General features: G+C 55.8%; 21 protein-coding genes. 6 read left to right on the top strand and 15 right to left on the bottom strand.

Translation table 11 applies throughout. The features are described 5' to 3' along the window. Positions 1 to 95 precede the first annotated feature (95 nt). Positions 96 to 818: a PEP-CTERM sorting domain-containing protein gene (locus DFP90_RS06360; RefSeq protein ID WP_115935623.1), complete on the top strand. Its 723-nt coding sequence runs from the start codon at positions 96 to 98 to the stop codon at positions 816 to 818. Between the two features lie 91 nt (positions 819 to 909). Here DFP90_RS06360 and DFP90_RS06355 read toward each other — a convergent pair whose 3' ends face one another. From DFP90_RS06355 to DFP90_RS06340, 4 genes are all read right to left on the bottom strand, one after another. Then, positions 910 to 1,344 carry a hypothetical protein gene (locus tag DFP90_RS06355; protein WP_147300953.1) on the bottom strand — a complete coding sequence of 145 codons (435 nt, stop codon included), beginning with the start codon at positions 1,342 to 1,344 and terminating at the stop codon, positions 910 to 912. An 89-nt stretch (positions 1,345 to 1,433) separates the two neighbouring features. Then, the gene (locus DFP90_RS06350; RefSeq protein WP_115935621.1) at positions 1,434 to 1,850 is read right to left on the bottom strand and encodes a response regulator; all 417 of its coding nucleotides are present in this window, start codon (positions 1,848 to 1,850) and stop codon (positions 1,434 to 1,436) included. After that, the gene (locus tag DFP90_RS06345) at positions 1,847 to 4,864 is read right to left on the bottom strand and encodes a response regulator (protein ID WP_115935620.1); all 3,018 of its coding nucleotides are present in this window, start codon (positions 4,862 to 4,864) and stop codon (positions 1,847 to 1,849) included. The genes DFP90_RS06350 and DFP90_RS06345 overlap by 4 nt, the downstream gene beginning before the upstream one ends. 142 nt (positions 4,865 to 5,006) lie before the next feature. Beyond that, complete coding sequence (locus tag DFP90_RS06340) at positions 5,007 to 5,774, bottom strand: SDR family NAD(P)-dependent oxidoreductase (RefSeq protein ID WP_115935619.1); 768 nt, start codon at positions 5,772 to 5,774, stop codon at positions 5,007 to 5,009. A gap of 277 nt (positions 5,775 to 6,051) precedes the next feature. Here DFP90_RS06340 and DFP90_RS06335 point away from each other — a divergent pair, with 277 nt between their 5' ends. Next, a complete protein-coding gene (locus DFP90_RS06335; protein ID WP_115935618.1) occupies positions 6,052 to 6,702 on the top strand; it encodes a hypothetical protein in 651 nt (216 codons plus the stop codon). Positions 6,703 to 6,780: 78 nt separating this feature from the next. Here DFP90_RS06335 and hisD read toward each other — a convergent pair whose 3' ends face one another. From hisD to DFP90_RS06305, 6 genes are all read right to left on the bottom strand, one after another. After that, the gene (gene hisD, locus DFP90_RS06330) at positions 6,781 to 8,085 is read right to left on the bottom strand and encodes a histidinol dehydrogenase (protein ID WP_115935617.1); all 1,305 of its coding nucleotides are present in this window, start codon (positions 8,083 to 8,085) and stop codon (positions 6,781 to 6,783) included. Continuing rightward, positions 8,075 to 8,737, bottom strand: coding sequence for an ATP phosphoribosyltransferase (gene hisG / locus DFP90_RS06325; protein WP_115935616.1), 663 nt, complete (start codon positions 8,735 to 8,737; stop codon positions 8,075 to 8,077). Before hisG ends, hisD begins: the two co-directional genes overlap by 11 nt. 267 nt (positions 8,738 to 9,004) lie before the next feature. Beyond that, positions 9,005 to 9,829: an amidohydrolase family protein gene (locus DFP90_RS06320; protein WP_115935615.1), complete on the bottom strand. Its 825-nt coding sequence runs from the start codon at positions 9,827 to 9,829 to the stop codon at positions 9,005 to 9,007. Positions 9,830 to 9,971: 142 nt separating this feature from the next. After that, positions 9,972 to 11,069 carry a TRAP transporter substrate-binding protein gene (locus DFP90_RS06315; RefSeq protein ID WP_115935614.1) on the bottom strand — a complete coding sequence of 366 codons (1,098 nt, stop codon included), beginning with the start codon at positions 11,067 to 11,069 and terminating at the stop codon, positions 9,972 to 9,974. An 83-nt stretch (positions 11,070 to 11,152) separates the two neighbouring features. Beyond that, positions 11,153 to 11,524, bottom strand: a complete 372-nt coding sequence (locus DFP90_RS06310; protein WP_115935613.1) for an MmcQ/YjbR family DNA-binding protein — start codon at positions 11,522 to 11,524, stop codon at positions 11,153 to 11,155. Between the two features lie 16 nt (positions 11,525 to 11,540). Further along, positions 11,541 to 12,032, bottom strand: a complete 492-nt coding sequence (locus tag DFP90_RS06305) for a hypothetical protein (RefSeq protein WP_115935612.1) — start codon at positions 12,030 to 12,032, stop codon at positions 11,541 to 11,543. Positions 12,033 to 12,244: 212 nt separating this feature from the next. Here DFP90_RS06305 and DFP90_RS06300 point away from each other — a divergent pair, with 212 nt between their 5' ends. The 3 genes from DFP90_RS06300 (at position 12,245) to DFP90_RS06290 (ending at position 16,860) form a co-directional block, all read left to right on the top strand. Further along, positions 12,245 to 12,562 (top strand): hypothetical protein, encoded by a 318-nt coding sequence (locus DFP90_RS06300; protein WP_115935611.1) that lies wholly within the window; start codon positions 12,245 to 12,247, stop codon positions 12,560 to 12,562. 370 nt (positions 12,563 to 12,932) lie between these two features. After that, a complete protein-coding gene (locus DFP90_RS06295; protein ID WP_115935610.1) occupies positions 12,933 to 15,836 on the top strand; it encodes an endonuclease/exonuclease/phosphatase family protein in 2,904 nt (967 codons plus the stop codon). 127 nt (positions 15,837 to 15,963) lie between these two features. Then, a complete protein-coding gene (locus DFP90_RS06290; protein WP_115935609.1) occupies positions 15,964 to 16,860 on the top strand; it encodes a tetratricopeptide repeat protein in 897 nt (298 codons plus the stop codon). A gap of 2 nt (positions 16,861 to 16,862) precedes the next feature. Here DFP90_RS06290 and DFP90_RS06285 read toward each other — a convergent pair whose 3' ends face one another. The 5 genes from DFP90_RS06285 to DFP90_RS06265 all read right to left on the bottom strand — a co-directional run bounded on the left by DFP90_RS06285 (position 16,863) and on the right by DFP90_RS06265 (position 21,551). Then, on the bottom strand, positions 16,863 to 18,368 hold the full coding sequence (locus DFP90_RS06285) for a hypothetical protein (RefSeq protein WP_115935608.1): 1,506 nt from the start codon (positions 18,366 to 18,368) through the stop codon (positions 16,863 to 16,865). Positions 18,369 to 18,474: 106 nt separating this feature from the next. Further along, positions 18,475 to 19,089 carry a hypothetical protein gene (locus DFP90_RS06280; protein WP_115935607.1) on the bottom strand — a complete coding sequence of 205 codons (615 nt, stop codon included), beginning with the start codon at positions 19,087 to 19,089 and terminating at the stop codon, positions 18,475 to 18,477. Positions 19,090 to 19,216: 127 nt separating this feature from the next. Next, positions 19,217 to 19,714, bottom strand: coding sequence for a hypothetical protein (locus DFP90_RS06275; protein ID WP_115935606.1), 498 nt, complete (start codon positions 19,712 to 19,714; stop codon positions 19,217 to 19,219). A 22-nt stretch (positions 19,715 to 19,736) separates the two neighbouring features. Further along, complete coding sequence (locus tag DFP90_RS06270) at positions 19,737 to 20,591, bottom strand: hypothetical protein (protein WP_147300952.1); 855 nt, start codon at positions 20,589 to 20,591, stop codon at positions 19,737 to 19,739. A gap of 75 nt (positions 20,592 to 20,666) precedes the next feature. After that, a complete protein-coding gene (locus DFP90_RS06265; protein WP_115935604.1) occupies positions 20,667 to 21,551 on the bottom strand; it encodes a hypothetical protein in 885 nt (294 codons plus the stop codon). A gap of 184 nt (positions 21,552 to 21,735) precedes the next feature. Between DFP90_RS06265 and mnmA the strand changes: the two genes are divergently transcribed. Then, complete coding sequence (gene mnmA / locus DFP90_RS06260) at positions 21,736 to 22,857, top strand: tRNA 2-thiouridine(34) synthase MnmA (RefSeq protein WP_115935603.1); 1,122 nt, start codon at positions 21,736 to 21,738, stop codon at positions 22,855 to 22,857. Positions 22,858 to 22,915: the final 58 nt, after the last annotated feature.

The raw sequence follows: 22,915 nt of genomic DNA, 5'->3' as shown, positions 1-22,915 counted from the left end.
AACAACAACTTAATTTATTGGCACGGAAGCTGCACATAGCAGGCCGTGTGGGGCAGTATCGCACTTATTCTTTTTTTGTTTTCCTGGGGGTAAACATGTTGAATGTTATCAAAAAAGCAGGCCTGTCTCTGGCAGCTGCTGGTACCGTTGCTCTTTTCGCGTTCTCCGCGTCCGCAGCGCCTGTAATCTACAATGACTCCATTGCTGATGGCACCGCCGCATTTGATAATGCTGTGACCGGTGTTGGCGGCGTTGTCCAGACCGACACGCTCTCCAACCTGTCCAACGGCAATACCTGGAACCGTGGTGACTACACCATCTCTTCCACCAATGGCACCAATCGTCCTATCGACAACAATTATAATGGCAACCTGACCGGCAACTCCATCGGCATCAACCCGACGAATAATGCTGCCGGTTCCGGCCTGACCTTCACCTTCAACACCGCGATCAACGCTTTTGGTCTGGAAGTTGGTGACTGGGCAACCTGTTGCTTCCCGTCCGCGCTCTATATCGCGTTTGACGGCGGCGCTACCCGCCAGGTGGCTGTTGCAAACAACGCCAACGACAACCCGGGTTTTGCCAAAGACGGTGTCTTCACCAACTTTGTCGCCGGTATCGATACTTCCGCAACCTTCACCACCGTAACCTTCTACGGTGACGGCGTAGGTGAATATCTGGTTGCAGGCAGCGTCATTCGCTATGCCACCCTGGATATCGGTTCTATCCCGGACGTGCCGGAGCCGTTTGCGGCTGGCCTGGTTCTGTTTGGCCTCGCCGGCATGGGTCTCTATCGTCGCCGCCGTCAGGCTGCATGATCCGAGATCGGACATTATCAAAAAAAGGCGTGGGAATATCCCACGCCTTTTTTGTTTCGGGAGACGCCCCGTCTGCGATACCAATCCCTGGTCAATGCAGGTCTTTTTCTGTCTTCTTTCTGCTTTCCTGGCGGCCGGTCTTCCCAACGGTGGCAACAGGGGCTTCATCAGGCGCAACGGTTTCCTGTTCCTCCATCAATTGCCTTACATAGCTTTCCACCGCCTGCTCCAGCCGCCCCGTCAGGGTGATCAATTCCTGGATCGGTGGCAAAAGAACCGCTTCGTCATTCTCCGTGATTTCCTCCCCAATCAGCTCGGCAAAACCGTGCAGGGCTGTCACGGTATTTCTAAGATCATGCCCCTGGTCCCGAAGAATGACATAATCGTCCCGCACAATCTGTGACTGGGAAGCCTTGTTCTGCTGGCCCGATAAGGTTCGGTCCCCCATCTGATTTTTCAATTTTTCCAGGGCTTCGACCACCCGGAAAAGATCGGGCAGATACGCCTCCCGCTTTGCGGATTTCATGATCTTTCGCAAAGACCAAGTTCGGGCATGGATTTTCTGCAGCAAACGCGAGATTTGCTGCCGACAGGATTTCCATTGCCCTTGAGGCGTCATAGATTCTGCTCCCTGAAGCGTGTTCGCGCCGCAAGGCAATCGGACATTTTCAACAACACATTGGCCAGCTTGATGGGCTTAGTCTCGAACGCATTGCATCCGGCCTGCATGGCCACTTCGCGATCCATGATCGTAGCATGGGCGGTAAGGGCAATGATGGGCAACTCGTTCCTGCTGGCGAAAGTCCGGATCCGGCGGGTCGCCTCCAGCCCATCCATACCAGGCAGGCTGATATCCATCAATACAATGTCGGGGAGGGTTTTGGACAGGTATTCCAGCGCTTTTTCGGCATCTTCCGCCAGAACGACCTCATAGCCGCGCTTGCGCAACCGCCGGGACAACATATCCCGATTCATTTCGTTATCCTCTACCAACAAGATCAACACTTGCGCCGAATACTCGGTTTCCGTCATTCCATTTTCTCCATCCCGTGTTCAACTCCTTGTCGCACCTCCCTCAAAATCTCCGCAATCCGCCGACCGCCACGCTCAATGACGCCTGCCGCCGAATTCTTCAATAACTGCCGTTCACCATCATTGAGCTCCATCGCGCTCACAACAAAGACCGGTATCTCCTGCCATTCCTCTTTCAACCGAAGTTTTTCCAAAAATTCAAAGCCGTTCATTTCCGGCATCATCAAATCAAGCAAGATACATTGCGGCCTGCAATCCTGCGCCAGCATTTCCAATGCATCACGCCCGTTTTGCGCTTCAACCGTTGCATAACCGTCTCCGCTGAGTTGGCGGCTGATCATTTCCCGGATCACAGGATCGTCATCGATGAGCATAATCGGAGCCTTCGGGGCGGGACGGACATGCCGGCGCAACACATCCAGATATTCATTGCGGTTGACCGGTTTGCGCAGCACCTCCACCGCGCCGATCGACATACATTTCTCCGCTTCATCGGAGATTGAGCACATGACCACCGGAATATCCCTCAGTTCCTCGGCGTCTTTCAGCAGTTCAAGAATCTGAAAGCCATCAGTCGCATCCATCACCAGGTCCAGCGAAATCACATCAGGTTTCACTTGGAAGGCACGTTTCAGACCATCCCGACCATTGGAGGCGGTCATCACCCCCATGCCAGCGGAAGTGATATGGCGCACCAGCAATTCGCGTGCATCCGGATCATCATCTATGACCAGGACAACCGCATCGCTCTCGTCCTCTATTTTCAACTCAACCGGTTCAGACAGGGAAATGCCCAACCCCTCCTCAAGAATACGGGGAATTTCCACGGTGAAGACCGCCCCCTTCCCTTCCTCGCTTGCCACCCGGATATCCCCGTCCATCTTTCGGGCCAATTGACGACTGATGGAGAGCCCCAGCCCCGTGCCTGCAAACCGGCCGGCAATGGAGGCATCCGCCTGATGAAAATCCTCAAACAAACGCGCCATCTGCTCCGGGTTCATTCCAATACCTGAATCCGCGACTTCAAAAAGGATCCGGGCATCGGGGCCATTGATTCCCTTGAACTGACAGGACAGGATAACCTCTCCCTTGTCGGTGAATTTGGCGGCATTGCTAAGCAAATTCAAAAGGATCTGGCGAAGACGGGTTTGATCCCCGACAAGCGTCAAGGCCCGGTCGGGACAGTCAACGCGGAATCGATTGCTGTTCTTAGCCATCAGCGGTGAGGCTGTGTTTTCGATATTTTCCAACAGGGTTCCAAGCGGAAACTCGTCAACATTCAATTCAAGCTGACCCGCTTCAATCTTGGACAGGTCTAAGATATCGTTGATCAATGACAACAGATGATTACTGGCATCCAGGATCCGTCGCAGATCTTTCCTGTACCCTTCCAGGCCGTCTTCCTCCGCCTCCTCATCCAAAAGCTCTGTATAGCCGACAATGGCATTCAGCGGCGTCCGCAATTCATGGCTCATGCTGGCCAGGAACTTGGATTTTGATGCGCTGGCCTCCAGAGCCTCACCGCGTGCGTTCAACAGCGATTCCTCGGTTTCTTTGAGTTGGGTGATATCGAGCCCGATGGCGCAATGCGAATCCACCTGCCCCCTGCTATTATGCAGGGCAAGCATGCTGACCAGGAATATCCGCTTTCGGCCTTTGGCCTGAAACTCGATCGTCAATTCCTCATCATCCGGCATCACCCCCTGATACTGTCCCATCCTGCGCGCATGCTTCGCTTTCTTCAGGGCCGCAGAAATTCTGTCGTCATGCCGCTTCCCGAGCAAATCATCGGCCTCGCGATCCAGTAATTCACAATAGGTCTGATTGGCAAAGGCCAGCGTGCCGTCCAAGCTGGTGATCCAGATCATGGCATCCGCAAAGTCCATCACATGGCGATTGCGGGTGATGGCTGTTTTTTCACGGGCCAGCGCCTCCCGCCGGTCGGCGACCAGCTTGCGCACCCCCCAGACGGCCCACGCTGCCAGGATTAGTGCCAAGAACATACCACCCCACCAGAGCGGCCGGGTATAAAAAGGTAGGCTCGGGGATTTTAACCTGTAAACGACCTTCCAAAAACCGACCGGGCTGGAAAAACCCTGCAGACGTCCTTTGAGCGAAGGTCTGAGCATGATGCCATCATCGGGTTGAAGCGTCGCAAAGGCGTACAGATCCCCATCCTGGATCAGATAGCCCTGATCCTTCTCCTGCATCTTCTGCCATAAATCCGGATAATCTTTTCCAAACCCCTCGCCGTTGCCAAAGACAAAGCCCCAGCTTTTTTCGGGTGCCCCCCCAACCAGCCAGGATCCGTCTTCCGCCAACAACATAACCTCGGGGCGCAGTTCATCCCCGGCATCATAACGCGCGATCTCATCCAGAATGAAATCCGCATGCAGATTGATGATCACCATCCCGACAACCGCGCCGCTCAGGTCTTTCACCTGGCGGGCAATCCGAACCACTGGTTTCCAGGGTGTTTCAATCTCCTCATGTTCGACATTGAGATCCAGCCTCGAGAGATAGAAACGACCATCGGACAATTTCATCGTCTCGTTGAAATACTCCCTCGCAGATTTATCCTGCAACAGATCCTCGGAAATGATCTCGATCCGACCTTCACGACGATCCACCCGGATTCTTTCCTGTCCAGAGAGATCCAGGAACCGGACTTGGTCTATGGCAGGCCAGGCCTGGGCAAGGGCGGCTAACTCCGCCTGTGCCGCCTGACGGTCTTCCGGTTTCATGGTGGAGAGATAAAGTGAAAACCCCGGCAGCCGGCTAAAAATGCCCAACTCGACGATTGCAGATTCAAGATTGGCCATAAAGTATTGAGCCGTCCTTAGGCTCTTTTCCACGCCCGTGCTCCCGATCCGATCAATCTCCGCCTGCTCATCGCTTTTTGCCCAAAGCAGACTGACCACAACAATCAGGAGGGAGACCAGAGAAAAGACAGCGAGAAAGCTTGAATCGAGAATTCCCCCATCAGTCCTCAAAGTTCGTGTCTGCACAGCCATTGCTTATTCCGAACCCCGAAAACGGCGCTTTCCGGTATGGAAAGCTCTGCTGGAACAGTATCACGGATTTCATTAACAAAATATTAGGTTGTTCAATTGGGCCTTAATTACTACCTACCCGTTCTCAGAAACAAAATTTCCTTTATTCTTCGAGCAACTTATCTTCGAGCAACGCCGACAGGGAAAGCGGTGTGCCAGCGGTCACACCGGCATCAACCGACAGGTTCGCCCCGGTGATATAGCTCGCGGCGCCGCTGGCCAGAAAATGAAAGACGGTCGCAATCTCGGCTGCCTCACCCATCCGCCCGAGGGCGGTCACAATCTTTGCTTTTTCAACCGGTGCTTCCCCGTCCCAAATCTCTGAATTTATCAGGCCTGGACTGACGGCATTGACGCGGATATTGCGCGCGCCCAGCTCCAATGCAGCACTTTGCGTCAGATTGATCAGCGCTGCCTTGGTAGCGGCATAGCTGGAAACCCCAGCCACCCCGCGCATTCCATGGATAGAGGCGGTATTGATGATAGCACCGCCATCCGTCACATGACGCGCCGCCAGTTGCAGCACCTTGAAAGCGGATCGCATATTCAGCGCGACCGTGAAATCATGATCTTCCAATGGAATATCCGTGATCAGATCGTCCAGGCCGCCGCCCGCATTACTGATCACCACATCCAGCCCGCCCAGCAGGGCGAGTGTTTGTTGAAACAACTCATCGATCTCGGCAGGAACCGTCATATCCGCCCGAACAAAATGACAGCCGATCTCCCGGGCAACCTCTTCTCCGCTTTCACGGCGTCCACAGATCACCACATCCGCGCCCTGGGCCACAAAATGCGCCGCCGTCGCCAAACCGATCCCGGCGGTGCCGCCAGTGATCAGAACCTTCTTTCCGGAAATTGAGAACGGCATATCAACCTCTCCCGCTCAAAAACAGTTATCACTGGGGCAAGAGCTAATTGCACAGTGCAAAAACAGTCAAACAATCAATAGCTTGTCAATGATATGCATTTATTTGAGGCAACAATTCCTGCCGGAAAAAAATGCTCGGATTTTCAGACAATTTTATTAAACAACCCGAAATTGATCTTGCACGCCCAATCAGTAAGATCCGCGCCATCAATAACCTTCTTAAGTGATATGTTCGATGATAAGACACGCTTTTAGACTTTCTCTGGCTGTAAAAGCCATGGGCGTTGCAGCCATTTCTCTCTTCTTGTCCGGTTGCATGACAACCAGCACAGGTATTTCACAAGCAGATGCCGGTTTCGAAGCGACCCGTGCACAAACAATGGGCTTGATCATCGGCCATGTCGAAGAGCGTTTTTTAACCCAGCCACATCATCTTAATGTTGGAATGTCCCAGATAGCCGGCGACGGCGACAGCAAAATCAAGGCATCAGTCGACACTGCCTCCCGTGGGGCCAGCTTGTTGCTGCCGGCCCGGAACACCGATTATAAAAGCCGCAATAGAACAGGCCGGTATTTTGTTCTGGAAGTACCTGCAGGCACCTATCAAATTGACCAATGGCGCTACAGATATTATCGCGGAGACAGTCTAAAACTGGATTCTTATCCGACGTTCACTGTCGAAGCCGGCAAGGCCACTTATATCGGTCACATCCAGGCGGTAGCCCTGAGCATGTCTTTGCGGATCGATAACGATTTTGAGAGTGATCTAGCTGAAATCAAGAAGAAATACGATCTAGCCGGAATTCCGGTCGAAAACCGTTGTTCCAATGTCAAGAACGGCTGGTGGCTTCATGAAGGGACCAAAGCCGAAGACAGTCTGGTCAAACAGATCCTGAATGAATCGTCACCTATTGTCCCCTGCCCGTAAGGCCTTTGGATTTCAAAGAGAATTCATGCCAAAAAGAAAAGGCGCCCGGAACCGAGCGCCTTTTTTTTATTTCAGCATTCAATCCTCAACCGGCAGGTTTAAACGGATCGCCACAGACCTGGCATGGGCGCCAAGGCCTTCCGTCACCGCCAAGTCCACAGCCGCCGGGCCAATGGCACGCAGGTTTTCCGCGTCACAGCCGACAAAGGTTGTGCGCTTCATGAAATCCAGAACACCAAGACCGCTGGAGAAACGCGCGCTCCGCGCCGTCGGCAGCACATGGTTGGGGCCGGCCACATAATCGCCGATGGCTTCCGGCGTGTAACGGCCCAGGAAGATCGCACCAGCATTGGTGACCTTGTTAGAAAGCGCATCCGGGTCAGACACCGCCAGTTCCAGATGCTCGGGCGCGATCCGATCGATCAGCGGCACCGCCTCATCCATATTTTCCACTACAATGACCGCACCATGGTCACGCCAGCTCTGGCCCGCTATTTCGGTGCGCGGCAGGGTTTCCAACGCTTTATCCACTGCCTGCGCCACCTGGGTGGCAAAACCCGCGTCATCGGTGATCAGGATCGATTGCGCGGAGGTATCATGCTCGGCCTGGCTCAACAGATCCATGGCGATCCAGTCGGGATCATTGGCGTGATCCGCCACCACCAAGATCTCGGATGGCCCGGCGATCATATCGATGCCCACCTGGCCGAAGACCCGGCGTTTGGCCGCCGCCACAAAGGCATTGCCCGGCCCGGTGATCTTATCAACCGGTTCGATAGTCTCGGTACCGTAAGCCAGTGCGGCCACCGCCTGCGCGCCACCAATGGCATAAACCTCGTCAATGCCGCAGATATGAGCCGCCGCCAGAACCAGGGGATTGCGCACCCCATCGGGTGTCGGCACGACCATCACCAGACGTTCGACACCGGCCACCTTGGCCGGGATCGCATTCATCAATACGGAAGAGGGATAAGCCGCCGTGCCGCCCGGCACATAAAGGCCCGCCGCCTGAACTGCGGTCCAGCGGGAGCCCAAACGCACCCCCTGCTCATCCCGGTAATCCAGATTGTCCGGCAGAGTCTTGGCATGGAATTTTTCGATCCGGTCCGCAGCCAGCTTCAGCGCCTCGATCACATGCGGCTCGCATTTATCAACCGCCGCCGCTAATTCTTCGGCACCGATCCGCATGGTTTCAGCGGTCAGTTCCAGCCGGTCAAATTTCGTAGTGTAATCCAGCACGGCCGCATCGCCGCGTTTGCGCACATCGGCGATAATGTCGGAAACGATTTTATCGACATCCTCGTCCATCTCGCGCTTGGAATTGAGCAGCGCGTCGAACTGTGCCTCGAAATCAGCGTCCTTGGTTGAGAAATTAACCGGCATTGACCACCTCCTGGAACTTCTCGATCCAGCCGCCAATTTCATCGGGCTGGGTTTTCAGCGCCGTGCGGTTGACGATCAGCCGGCTGGTGATCTGGGCGATCTCTTCGATCTCCACCAGGCCGTTTTCCTTCAAGGTGGTGCCGGTGGAGACCAAATCAACAATACGGCGGCAAAGCCCCATTTTCGGCGCCAGCTCCATCGCGCCGTTCAGCTTGATACATTCCGCCTGAACGCCCCTGGCCGCGAAATGCTTGCGGGTCACTTCCGGATATTTGGTGGCCACACGCACATGGCTCCACTGCCGGGGATCGTCTTCCTGGGACAGCGCGGTCGGCTCGGCCACCGAAATGCGGCAATGGCCGATATTAAGGTCGACCGGGGCATAGATCTCCGGATAGTCGAACTCCATCAGGACATCATTGCCGGCAACGCCCATATGGGCCGCGCCAAAGGCAACAAAGGTCGCAACATCAAAGGAGCGCACACGCACGATGGAAAGGCCCGGCACATTGGTGCCAAACTGCAGCTGGCGCGCCTTGGGGTCGTCAAAAGCGGGCTCCGGATGGATGCCGGCCTTGTCCATCAGGGGACGCAGCTGATCCAAAATCCGGCCTTTCGGTACCGCCAGTACCAGGTTGTTTTCCGCGCTCAACGCTCACTCTCCATCGGTGACAAGATAAATCCCCCGCCAAGGGGACAGAAAAGCGCGGCCTTTCTGGCACAGGATCACCTGAATTTCCAGCGGTTTTCGGATATATCTCAAGAGTTCAAAGCTCTTGTTCCATCAGAGGTTATAAATCAAGCCTCTCTTCGAAAGACCAGTCCATGAGCCAATCCCGTTCTAATAAGTGAGCCAACATAGTTTTTCTGCGGTTCACCGTTGATTTTCAAACCGTCTGTTGAAGAAACCGCACTCTGATCAAGGCGTCCTTGTCGCCGCCAGCAGGCGTTCCGCGTTGCCATGGGCGATCGCGATGGCCTGATCCTCCGGCAAGGCGGCCAGCCAGCTGCGCACCTGATCCGCATAGGCCCCCACATAGGACCAGCGTTCCGGGGTATAGGTATCGGTGCCGATCAGGAACCGATCCGGAAATTCTTCGAACAAAGCCCGCCATTCGGGCCGTACCCCGCCATCACCGGTTTCCGGGGTACGGAAGGAAAGATCCGCCCATAATTTTTTATGTTTTCCCATCATGGCCCGGATCACCTCGACCGGTTCAAAGCCCGCATGGGCCCACAGCACGCGGGCGGTCGAGTCCTGTTTGAAAATCCGGTCCACCGCGTCGGCGTCGCTATGGGCATGCAGGAAGAGGTCATGTTTCTTTGCCAGTTGAACCACGGCCCGCATCACCTGGCTGTCCGCATCCGCGCCGCTGACGTGAAATTCCCCAATGCCCAGATAATGATATTGGGCGATCCGTTCGGCCAGCATGTCCGGCACGGTTTCATCCCGAAACCAGCGGCCGAGCTCACCGCGTTTGCGATAGGGACGCAAAACCGGCACCACCAGATCGGGGGCCAACTGATAGAGCTTTTGCGTGCCCTCATCAGAAGAGGAGGAAACCAAGGCTTTCCAAAGCCCGGCGGCCCGCAGGATTTCGATCGCCTGTTCCGGCGGGGTCTCTTCCCAGGCATCATGGCTGTAATGGATATGGCCGTCGATCAAGGGCAGCTCATCAGCCGCTGTCCCAAAGCTGCTGGCCAATCCGGCTAGGAAAACCGCAGCACGCAAAACACGGTGCATAGTTTTGCTCCTACTCAGTATGGCGATTCCCACCCCGGCCTCAATAAGGCCGGAGTTTCCCCGCGGCAACAGGCCATTCAGGCTCTGCCAACAGCGGAGAAAGCCATCCATTCATGCGTCGTGGCACAGCCTGAAACGAAGATCAGCCCTGTTTCCAGACCATGGAGCGCTGGCGCAGCATCGGCCGCTCGATCAGGTCGGCATAATCCACCGCCTGACCGACAAAGTCGCGCACACTGGCATCAATCCGTTTCGAGAGATCATCCTTGCCCGCCGTTTCGGCGATGATCTCCATGGATTTCTCACCCAGGGCGGAAACCACCTCATCCGGGAACGACCGGACGGCAACGCCCTTACCCTCCACCAGCGGCTTGAGGCTGGTGATATTGTGATAGGTGAAATCAGAGAGCGTATCCATCGCACCCGCCGTCACAGCCATTTTCACAATCGCCTGCAGATCCTGGGGCAGCGCTTCATAGGTTTCCTGTTTCAGGAAAACCTCAAGCGCCGGGCCCGGCTCATGGAAGGCCGGCATGTAATAATATTTCGCGGTCTTATAAAGGCCGAAGGCCAGATCATTCCACGGACCGACCCATTCGGCGGCATCCACCGCACCCGACTGCATGGCACCGTAAATCTCGCCCGGTGGCATCATGACAACCGACACGCCCAACCGACGCATGGCCTCCCCCCCCAGACCCGCAATGCGCATCTTCAGACCTTTGAGGTCATTGAGCGAACCGATCTCGCGATTGAACCAGCCCGCAGTCTGAACCCCGCTGCTGCCGGCATAAAAGCCTTTCAGGCCAAAGCTGCCATAGGTTTCGTCCCAAAGCGCCTGACCGTCGCCAAATCGGATCCAGCTGGCCATTTCGGTGGCTGTCATACCAAAGGGCAAGGTCGTGAAATAATGGAATGCGCTGTTTTTGCCAGACCAGTAATAAGGCGTGCCATGGGCGATATCTGCCGATCCGTTCTGAACCGCGTCAAAACATTCAAACGGCGGCACCAACTCACCCCCACCATAAAGGGTCACCGTCAGGCGGCCGTCACTGGCGCTGGTGATCATGTCGGCGATGCGCTGGGCATTGACACCAACTCCCGGTGCGCCCTTGGGCCAGGGCATGACCATTTTCCATTCGATTTTATTCTTCGCGATCGCCGGTGCGGCCAGGCTGCTGGCGGCGGCACCGCCGGCGGCAAAAGCCCCGGCATTTTTCAGGAATTGGCGTCTTTTCATCTGTTGCTCTCCCACCCGGTTTCTGGAACCCATAAAACATTGATATCAATGCTATCAGCCAAGAATTTTCCCGTCACTGTAATTTATCCGGCCACCAGTTCCTCCAGGCCCAGCTCACGCCGTTTGGCCCGGGTCAGTTTGCCCGCGATGATTTTATGCGCCTGGGTGACATAGGCGCGGATTTCCTCTTCCGTCATGGCGTCCATCTCAGCCAGCTGCACCCATTTTGCGCGCGCCAGATAGGGGGCCGGGATGATATCCGGCTGTTCGATCAAAACCTGATAGGACATGTCGGAACATTTGAAGCTGATCTTCTGATCCTCGCCCGGGCCCCAATGGGAACAGATAGCAAAAATCTTGCCCCCCACTTTCCAGACCGAGGCATTGCCCCATTGAATCACATTGCTGGTTCCCGGCAGGGAGCCGCAAAATCGATCAAATTCTTCACGGATCATAATGTTTCTTCCCCCGTTAATAGCGCGGCACGATGGCGCACATAACCACCGCCAGGCCTTGTTCTTTTTCTTCAAACAGCATCACAAAGCCCAGGGTTCGGCGGCCGCTTTTGTCCTTGATGGCATGATAATAGCGCTCATGCTCCTCATTATAGGTCAGCGCCTGCCCCAGACGTTCCTCCAGCAGGGGTTTCACAGTCGCCGTTTCCGCTTCCAGGAACATATTCGGGCCCGCCGCCTGGCCGACACCCTTGAAACCAAAAAACCGGACCCGCTGACCAAATGCGAAAAGCGGATCGTTGGGAATGCGGAAATTGCCGGCTTCCTCATCCGGCCGGGCAAAGGATTCCCGGTTTGCCTCCAATTCAAAATCAACCGCCGCCGCTGTTTGTGTCCGACAGCTCACCAGATCCTCAAGCCCCCGGCTGTTCTCAACCGGCTTGGCCGTCACACAGGCGGATAACAATCCCGCCAGCGCAATTGACAGGGCCATAGGTTTGAATTTCATATATCTTTCCCCCGATGCAGGCATTCCACGCCGCGATTGTAACCGCCAACCGGAAAGGTGCAAGCCCGCCTCAGCCACCATCTGATCGAATGTGAAATACCGCCCCATTCACGCCATATTGGCATGCTATTCGCATGGTTGAACCATCTCTATCTAGACCAACCATATGGGGAACAGCCGCAGGCAGAGCGGGATCATGACAGGGCACGGCCATGAAAGAAGCAAAGCAAGAGGCGATTGAGGATATCCAGGACATCACCCCTTATGATCAATGGGGGGTGGAGCGCCGACAGGGCGACCGCCGGAAGGCAGACCGCCGGACCGGCCGCGACGATCATCTCGGCATGCGGATATATCGTCTGATCCGGACCCGGCTGCTGCATCTGGAAGAGGTGGAACGCCATCAGCCCGACCGCCGCAAATCGGATCGCCGGTCGCAAAAGCCCGGTCCATTTCCGCGCCGGGAAAGCCGCAAGCCGCTGCTGACCCAGGAAGAGATTCGATTTTTGATGAAGGGCGGGGCCGCGTAAAAATTGCATCGCCCTCCTGCCCTTATTGTCTCTCCCCCAATCATTTTCATCCTTTTGTCCGTTGGCGTCCCCCTTGCCATGAATTTATTATATCTTTTTGTTATTTAATTATTTTTTGAAGAACACCATTTCGCCAACCGTTCAAGATCCTCAAAAAAGCACCCCATAATACCGCCCATTATTACTTAATATAATTGACATCATTCTACTATAAAGAGATCCTGACCATCCCGACAAGAACAGGGATTTAAACCTGGGGTAGTTTCAGGATCGTTCCTCTTTGAGGTGCCGCCAACCATCGGCGGGCCAATGGATGCGCTTTGCCTGATCCCCGCCCCAATGTCAGAAAAAAATTGAGGGAACAAGACATATGCCATCACCCGTCATTAATGAATTCGTGCTCGACCATTCCGGCAGCGATCTTTTTGAGTTTGTCGAATTTTTCGGCACGCCGGACACCGATTACAGCCAATATACCCTGATCCAGATCGAGGGTGATGCCAGCAACAGTGTCGGCCGTATCGACAGTGTCGACACCTTGGGACAAACCAATGCCGAAGGCTTTTTCACCCTGGATTTTTCATCCAACCGGTTTGAAAACGGCACGGTGACCCTTTTGCTGGTGGAAAACTTCACCGGTTCTGTCGGGGATATGGTCAGCCTGGACCCGGACAGCGGGGCCGTCACCGGCCCCTTCTCGGCCATCGCCGATTCTGTCGCGATCCAGGACAGCGCCTCCGACACAGTCTTTTCCGACGTGGTTCTGGGTGATATGGGCGGCGCCTCGCGCCTGGTGGATGGCCAGGATACCGACAGCGCCGGTGATTTTATCGAAAATGACTATGGCGGCCACGGCCTGCCCGGCTCCACCGACAGCCATGATGCCGGTACCGCGGTCAACACCCCCAATGCCGCCAACAGCACCGATGGCAACAATGGTGGCGGCGATCCGGATTTTGTGGCGATCTACGACATCCAGGGGCTTTCCCATCAATCCGCCTATACCGGCCAGGCGGTTAAAACCAGCGGCATCGTGACCGCGGTCGACAGCAACGGCTATTACCTGCAAGACGCCTCCGGCGATGGCAATATCGGCACGTCTGACGCCATTTTCATCTTCACCGGCAGTGCCCCCACCGTGGCGGTTGGTGACGCCGTGGAGGTATCCGGCACGGTTGAGGAATATCAGCCGGGCGGTGCCTCCTCCCATAACCTGAGCATCACCCAGCTGACCAATGTCAACGGCAATGTGCTTTCTTCCGGCAATGATCTGCCCGCGGCGGTGATCCTGGGCGAAGGCGGCCGCATGGCCCCGACCGACGTTGTCGAGGATGATGCCTTTGGCAGTTATGACCCGGAAAGCGACGGCATTGATTTTTATGAAAGCCTGGAAGGCATGCGGGTCACCGTGCCCGATACCCAGGTGGTCGGCGCCACCAACCGCTATGGCGAAATCTGGACCGTGGCCGATAACGGTGACAATGCCACCGGCATGCATGAGCGAGGCGGTATCCATCTGGGCGAGACTGATACCAACCCCGAACGCATCCAGATCCAGATCGACAACACCCTGACACCGGGCGGATCGATCAATGTCAATGTCGGCGACAGCCTGGGCGATGTCACCGGCGTGATGAGCTACAGCTATGGCAATTATGAGATCCTCGCCACCGAAGCGCTCAATGCCGCAGCGGGCCTGACCGAACAGGAAATCACCAGCCTCACCGGCAATGACGACCAGATGACGGTGGCCAGCTATAATGTCTTGAACCTGGACCCGTCCGACACTGACCAGATCCAGGCCATCGCCCAGCAGATTGTCGATAATCTGCTCAACCCCGATGTCCTGGCGCTTCAGGAAGTCCAAGATAATTCCGGCGCTACCGATGATGGTACCGTGGATGCCGACCAGACCCTGCAGGCGCTTGCCGATGCGATCAAGGCGCTGGGCGGGCCGGAATACCAGTTCTTTGATATCGACCCCGAGGACAAGACCCAGGGCGGCCAGCCCGGCGGCAATATCCGGGTCGCCTATCTCTATAATCCAGAGCGGGTCACCTTGGTTGAGGATTCGGTTCAGCGGCTGGATGACCCGGCCTTCGACGGCTCGCGAATTCCGCTGCAGGCGCAGTTTGAGTTCAATGGCGAAACCGTGACCGTGATCAACAATCACCTCTCCTCAAAATTCGGCTCCACACCGATCTTTGGCGACACCCAGCCCTTCATCAATGCGGGTGAAGAAGATCGCATCGCCCAGGCCCAGGCCATTAATGCCGCGGTCGATGCCATGCTGGACGACGATCCGGACGCCAAGATCGTCGTGCTGGGCGATATGAATGATTTCGATTTCTCCACCCCCATCGACCATCTTTCGGGCGAGTCAGAGGATAACCAGGTGCTCTATAACCAGATCCAGGCCCTGATCGATGCCGGGGATGACAGCGTCTATACCTATAATTATCAGGGCAGCTCGCAAAATCTGGATCATCTTCTGGTGTCGGAGAGCCTGCGCGATGTCACCGAATTTGATGTGGTCCACACCAATGTGGATTTCGCCGACGCCGCCAGCGACCATGAACCGATCCTGGCGCGGATCACCATTCCTAAGGCCGATCCCATGGTTTTGGTCGGCACACGCCGCGACGATATCCTGGAAGGCGGAGCTGCCGACGATATCATCCTTGGCAACAAGGGGGACGATCTGCTGATCGGCAATGGCGGTGCTGATTATATTGAGGGCGGCAAAGGCCGGGATGACCTGTTCGGCGGCGATGGCGACGACACCCTGATCGGCGGCAAGGGCAAAGATCTGCTGCTGGGCGGGGCCGGGGACGACCTGTTGAATGGCGGCAAAGGCAATGACACGCTCATCGGCGGAGCTGGCAATGACATACTGATCGGCGGCAAGGGCCGCGATGTCTATCTCTTTGGCTATGGCGATGGCGAGGATCTGGTGGTCAATGCCGACCGCCGGGATATCGTGCGCTTTGGCACCGGGATCACCGCAGATCAGGTCAGTTTCGCGCAGGATGGCGATAATCTGGTGGCCAGTCTGGACGGCGGCGACAGCATTACCATCGCCGACTGGTATGCGGGCAACCGACCGAACCTGAAAGCGTTCGAGCTGAATGACGGCACCCGCCTGCCGGTCACCGATGTTGGCAATCTGGTCAGCGCCATGGCGGGCTTTGCCGGCAGCCAGGCGGGCGAAGACGCCGGATATGTTTCCGAAAAAGCCGATGGGTTTTCATCGATCCTCACAGCCGGCTCGTAACTGAATAAACAAATCATGGCCGGGGCGTAACATCGCCCCGGCCAATTGTTTCCAGGAATTCGGTTGCCGGTCACTTAATCGCAAACTACCTTGATCGCGGACATATTGCTTTAAGGGATCAGGGACCATGGAAAACCGACTAAAACTGGCCGCATTGGCCCTGTCTCTGATGATAGCGGCTTGTCAGTCCCAGGTTCAGCCGACAGCAAAAACAGAGCCGTCCCCCCACCATCAGGCAGAGCTTGACCGATATGTGGAGATGTATCGAAACGATCAGTCCGAAGAGGCAGTCCAGGGCTATCTCAAGCTGGCGGAGGAAGGCTTCCCGGAAGCCATGTATGCTTTGTCCATCCATCTTAACAGCGGCCTGGGCATTGAACAAAACTCAAAGCAGGCCTTTGAATGGTCCAAAAAGGCGTTCGAGAATGGTTATAAGCCTGCCGCCGCCTTTGTCGGGGAATCCTACTATGTCGGCAACGGTGTTGTAAAAAACATCACCAAAGCTGTTCCTTACCTGACTGAAGCCGCTGATCAGGGCAACATGCATTCGATGTTCTATCTTGGCACCTATTACTACACACAGAATGATCCCGCCAATTCGGTAAAATGGACCAAGAAAGCTGCCGAGCTTGGCCATGCAAGTGCGTCAAACAATCTTGGAATTTTCTACGAAACCGGCTTTGGCATTGATCAAAGTTACCGAAAGGCACGCCGTTCCTTTATCAGAGCCGCGAGAAAAGGGGCCATAGCGTCAGCCTATTCCGTCAGCAACTTGAGCTTTGAAGGAAAAACCGGTGAACCGGACCCGATCGACTATTTGAAATGGCTCTATATCGCCATTGAGCTGCACCAGAAAAAAGACCCGTCCAGCTGGGATCGTGAACGCGAGGAGGTCCTTTCCAAAAAAGCGAAATACGAAGCTGGCGCATCACCCGCCGATCTAACAGCCGCACGGGAGGCATCAAAGGTCTGGCTGGGTTTGTATGAACACCATCTCGGCTTCACCAGCACTGGCCGTTCCTGATCTTAGCCGTCATTCCCCACCGCCTTGAAAGGCGGTCCCTCGGTCAGTTTTTCGCCCTGTAGGGCGCCAATATCCTGGCCGCCTGCCAGGGTCCAATGGCCACCGGCCGGCAGGGCCAGGCTGCGCGCCATGCTGCCGACCCGGCAGGGCGAGCCTTCGGATAGGCGGAAATCCCCGGTCAGCCAGTCGGCAAAGCCCGGTTCCTGGGATGAGGCGGAGGCAATCTCGTTATAACCATTGTCCATCAGGATGCCCGGCCAGGCTTCATGGAACACCACATCATTGCGAAAAGAAATGTCATATTCCGCCCAATCAATCGCAAAACGATCGCGAATATATTCCGGCAGGCTGGGATCGGCGGAAAGGTTGCCAAAAATTTCCGGCAGATCCTCAATGAAATGGGAATAGTCCGTGCCGCGCCGTACGAAGCGCAACGCATTATTGAAATGCTGCAATCCGGCCAGCCTGCCTTTGCGGGCATAATCGGACCGGCTGGCGATGGAATTGTGAAAGAAATAGCTGGGCTGCATCGGGGATTTCGGCGGTTTTTTGCCAAATTTGAACATGCCGCCGCCGCGGTTGGCATCATAGCCCTGCGGCCCCTGCACGGAATCGAACCAGAACCGGTTGGCAAACAGGAACAGACCGCCGCCGCCCCTGATTTCCAATGAGAGCGGTTTATGGGTGTTCCAGACCCGGTTGTTATGGAACCACCAGTTGGTGCAGGCCTGTTCCGCCTCCAGCACATTGTCGCGGATCTCGAAGAAATCACAGTCATGAATTTCCACATCCAGGCTGACATCCGGCTCATAATCGTCGTTATACATATGAAAGGCGTTAAAAGCCTGACCGATCCGGCAACGCCGCATGGCCACCCCGCCCCGGATGTTGAGGCTGCGGAAGAAATCCCCGTCAAACATCCGCCAGTCGCCCTTCACATCCACCGGCGGATAGCCGTCACCCTCCGCCCCATGCATTCGCCACCAGGGGATCTTGCGCCAGATCCGGCCCGGCACCCGGTCCTGCAACCAGCTGCAATCTTCGATCTCGATGCCATAGGTTTCCCGGCCCGTCGCGCCAATGGCAAAGGTGGCATCCAGGAAATGGCAATCCACCAACCGCACATCCCGCACACGATCCAGGAATATATGGGTGGGCCAGCTCTCCTCAAAATGAAAGCCGCGCCATTCCAGGCCGCGGCTTTCGCGTATCGTCACATGGGCCTCATCAATGAAGGGATAAAGCCCGGGGAAACTATGCTCCGGTGTCCCGTCGGGGATGGATCGCTCATTGCCCTCTTCCCGGAAATCATCGGCCGAAACCCCTGCGCCGATCACCACACCTTTTTCGGCGTCGAAGATTGTCTGTGGTGCCCCCTCCTCATGCAGGTTGCCCAGGCGAATGAACAGCGATTGTTTGTAATGGCCTTTTTCAAACCGCACATGATCACCCGGTTCGATGTTTTTCAAAACTTCGCGGGCCGTTTCCGGCGTTACCTGACGCTCCATCTTTCCCCCTATAAGAAGATCTGACTGCCGGTGACAGCATGCTGCCACCAACCAATAATGATTATAGTCGGGGGGATGGTACCACAAATACGCGAAAATTCTTCAATCAGTTACCGGGGGTAAAAATCGAGCGTACCCAGCCCGCCATACCGGCGCTTCGCTCCCCACCGAAAGGTGCATCCGCCCGTCGGCGCAGATAAAAGGCCAACATGCGGCCGGTTCTTGCCGCCAATTCCGGACAGATATCCGACAGCGAAGTCAGCACCCCTTCCAGCCATCGGCAATAATCAAGATCCCCATCGGGGCAGACCCGACTGTGGAGGTAGACATCCTGTTCGAAATAGGCCTTCAGCGCCGCCACCTGTAAAATCAAACCGCGATCGCTCAACATGGGCAGGCGCTCTGTCATGGCGGCCAAACGGTCTTGCGGCCCAAGTGCCGGATCATAGGTGGTTTCCATCAGCAAGCGAAAAACATCATGTCCAAACCCTCGCTCAATCCGCCATTCGGCGGGTCGGACATGAACAACCGGTGTATAGAGCGCCGCGGCGGCCAGCAGCCCCGGGTCCGCCTCTTTCGGGAACAGGCCGCGCATTTCGTCAAAAACATCATGATAAACACCCGGATGATGTTCCAGGTAACATGTCGCGACATAGCGCGCGTTGCGGAGCCGGTCAGCCGAACCGGCCTCCGGTGCCGGTGTCTCTGTTAAACCCATCATTGGCCGATCCTTTTTGCATGGCGGCCGGTTTTCCGGATCTATCCGGTTTTCAATTTCTAAATTCTACACGAAAAACCATGCCCATGGCCAGAAACAGCCGACAGCCAGGCCAGGACGCAATCAGCATTCACAAAGCCACGTTATCCAAATCTTCCAGGAATTGATCATACAGGGCCGGACAGGTATCGCGCAGTGACGCGGCCACGGATTCCAGCGATTGGACATAATCCCTGGCGTTGATGCCGGCCGATCGCATCAGCGACAGCTCCAGCGGCGCATATCCCCGGAGCACCGCAAGCTGTAAAATCTTCGTCCGCGCATCCATATCCCGGACCCTCGCCTTGATCGCGCGGTGGCGCCGGGCCAAATTCAGGCCCGGGTCATAGGTGGTCTCCATCAGGAGGTTGAACACATCCTTGCCATAGGTTTTTGCGATGAAATCCTCGCTGGGCATTAAATGGATCACCGGCGTATAGAGGGTCGCCGCCGTCAACAGGCCGATATCATCCTCTTCGCCGACAATGCCAGCCAGGCAATCCGCTATGTCTGGTAGCGGTTCCCGTGCAATTTCCAGAAAGCTCTCCGCATAAAATCGTGCGATGCGCAGCAACTCACGGTCATTCATATTCCCCCTCCTGACGCCGACTTCAAGGCCGTTTCGAATAATTCAGAAATTGTTGTTCAAGCTCTCTTGCATGATCATCCGGCAGCATCCGGAAACGGAACCCAGCATAGACAGGCGGCACCGGCTGTTTAGCTATCAGAGCGTCAACCTGCCTGATCACTTCTTTTCCCTCCGGCGTTCGGACACGGGCAAAATGCACCGAATTATACCGTTTCACGCCCGTAATGGATACGGTCCTTAAACCATCTCCCGCCAGGAACACCCTGGGATAATCTATCATCAGGTCAATGCGACCCTTTTGAAGCATCTCCAACAGCTTGGCACGCTCACTGACTTCCATAAGACGGTCCTCATCCTTCATGTGGGTGAAAAACTGATCCACAACCTGATTGTAGGTCCGGCCCAAGACCCGTCCGGTCAGCCCCTTCCCTGCCAGAAAAAGGTCCGTTGCCAAATGATCTTCCTTCGACAACGCACGCTCCACTGTCTCATTCCCGGTCTGGAACGCCGCCCGAAAGCCCAGGGCCCACTGCACCGGTTCACTGTAATAATAGAGTTGCGCCCGATCCGCAGTCTTTAACAAAGCAAAGCTGCAATAGAGTTCATCTGCGCCGGCCAGAAGCGCATGAGTGCGCTTCCAGGGTACGATCTGAAACCGGTGGTCATATTCGTTCATACGGTCCACGAACCAAAGTGATGTCTCATACATGAAACCGCCGCTCATGGACCCGTCGGTTTCCGTGATTGCCCCCGGCACCAACCCGGCAATCCATCGAATGACCGGTGGATCCGCTGCTGAAACCGGCCGCCCCAAAAGAATGGCAATCCCAAGAATCAGGCCAAAGACCAATTGAAAAGGGGCAAGTTTAACTTTCATCTCCATGGCACCGTCTTGTCCCCCCGGCCGCCCTTTTAAGACTAACCGACGAATGCCAATAAAGAATTAATGACTTCAGCCCGCTTCGTCAGAAGATTGAGGGTTATTATCCTCACGATAGCGCACGAATTGATCGGCCAGCGCCCTGGCATGGTCCGGCGGCAGCATGCGCAGGCGAAAAGCGGCATAGCCGGGCAAAGCCGGCTCATCCGCGATAATGCCGTCAACCCGGTCAATCACTGCCCGGCCTTCCGTCGTCATGGCACAGGCAAAATGGATGGCGTTATACGGTTTCACCCCGATCACCGATACTGTGGACAGCTTTTCCGTGCCCAGGAACATGCGCGGGTAATCGATCAGAAGATCGATCCGGTCGCGCCCCAGCATCTCCATCAGGCCCGCCTGTTCCGGCACCTCCAGCAAGCGCCCCTGGCCTTTCAATTCTTCCAGGAAGAGATCCAGCTGCGGATTATAGCTCCGCCCCAATATCCGCCCTGCCTTGCCGGTACCAGCCAGGAACTGGGCCATATCAAGCCCCTTACCCTCAATCAGGGAATGTTCCACATCTTCGTTCCCGGCCCGGTATCCGGCACGAAAACCTTGTGCCCAATGGATCGGCTCGCTGAAATGATAGAGCCTGGCGCGCGCGGCATTGCGCAGCAGGGAAAAGCCGCAATAAATCCTATCCGCATTTTGCAGCAATTGATGGGTGCGTTTCAGCGGCACCAGTTGGTAACGGTGGGTATAGCCCGGCATACGGCTGGCAAACCAGCGTACGGTTTCAAACAGGAACCCCCCGGACATCTGGCCGTTTTCTTCTATGACCGCCTCGGGGATCGGCCCGGAAATCCAATGGATGACTGGTTTGTCGGCTGCAAAGCCCTGGCCGACCGGCCCCCCGGCAACACCGCCAAACAATCCTGCAATAATCACGAATGCGATCCGCCGGAAACAGATCATGTCCCCATTCTCCGAATAAACCTACAGCCTTGAAAGAGTGCAAGAATACCAGCATTTGGCGAAGAAAGCCTTAACAGCGCCAATGGCGACTTTTCCACAGCCCCTTGCCATTCACCGCAGAAAACCTATATACCCGGCCACATCCGGTATGATGGCCGGTCTCAAGACAGTTGGAAGACGGAACATGAACTCGCTGGGAATCGACAAAGAACCAAAAGACACCCGTGTGGTCGTGGCCATGTCGGGCGGCGTTGATTCGTCTGTCACCGCGGCCCTTTTGCATGAACAGGGCTATGATGTGGTCGGCATTACCCTGCAGCTTTATGACCATGGTGAGATGATCCAGAAAACCGGGGCCTGTTGTGCCGGTCAGGATATATATGACGCGCGCAATGTTGCCGACACATTGGGCTTTCCGCATTATGTCCTGGATTATGAAAGCAAGTTCAAAGACAGTGTCATCCAGGAATTTGCTGATTCCTACGCGCGCGGTGAAACACCCATCCCCTGTGTGCGCTGTAACCAAACGGTGAAATTCCGCGATCTGTTGGCAACGGCTAAGGACCTGGGCGCTGATGTGATGGCGACCGGTCACTATGTCCAGCAGATGCAAGGACCGCTAAAGGCGGAGATGCATCGCGGTGCTGATCCGAACAAGGACCAGAGCTATTTCCTCTTTGCCACCACCCAGGAACAGCTGGATTTCCTGCGCTTTCCGCTGGGCGGCATGGAAAAGGCCGAAACCAGAGAGCATGCGGCCCGGTTCGGCCTGGAAGTGGCGGACAAGCCCGATAGCCAGGATATCTGTTTCGTACCCGACGGGTCTTATGTCTCGATCGTGGAAAAACTGCGCCCCGAAGCGGTCGAAGATGGTGAAATCGTCCATATGGACGGCACGGTTCTTGGGCGCCATAACGGCATTATCAAATATACCATCGGCCAGCGCCGGGGCCTTGGCATCGGCGGACGCATTGATGATACCGACCCGCTTTATGTGATCAAGCTGGACCCGGCAAACCAGCGCGTCATCGTCGGCCCGCGCGAGGCGCTTGCGGTGAAATCCATCCTGCTGACGGAAGTGAACTGGATCGGCGATTCGAAGCTTTCTGAAGGTTCGGTCAAGGTGATGGCAAAAGTACGCTCTTCCATGAAGCCGGTCGCCGCCAGCGTGGAAGCAACGCCGCTGGGCGATGTGAAGGTTACTTTCGATGATCCGCTCTACGGCGTATCCCCCGGCCAGGCTTGTGTTTTCTACCAGGATAACCGGATGCTGGGCGGCGGCTGGATCCTCTCACCACGTGACTGATCCCGGCATTCGTCCAGCGCGTCTTCTCGTGTGAAATGGGCACTTGAAAAAAAGTGAC

It is taken from the genome of Aestuariispira insulae (assembly GCF_003385955.1).
GTDB classification, from domain to species: Bacteria; Pseudomonadota; Alphaproteobacteria; order UBA8366; family Aestuariispiraceae; genus Aestuariispira; species Aestuariispira insulae.
Note: the sequence above shows the minus strand (reverse complement) of the source record. Positions and strands in the feature narration are given on the sequence as shown.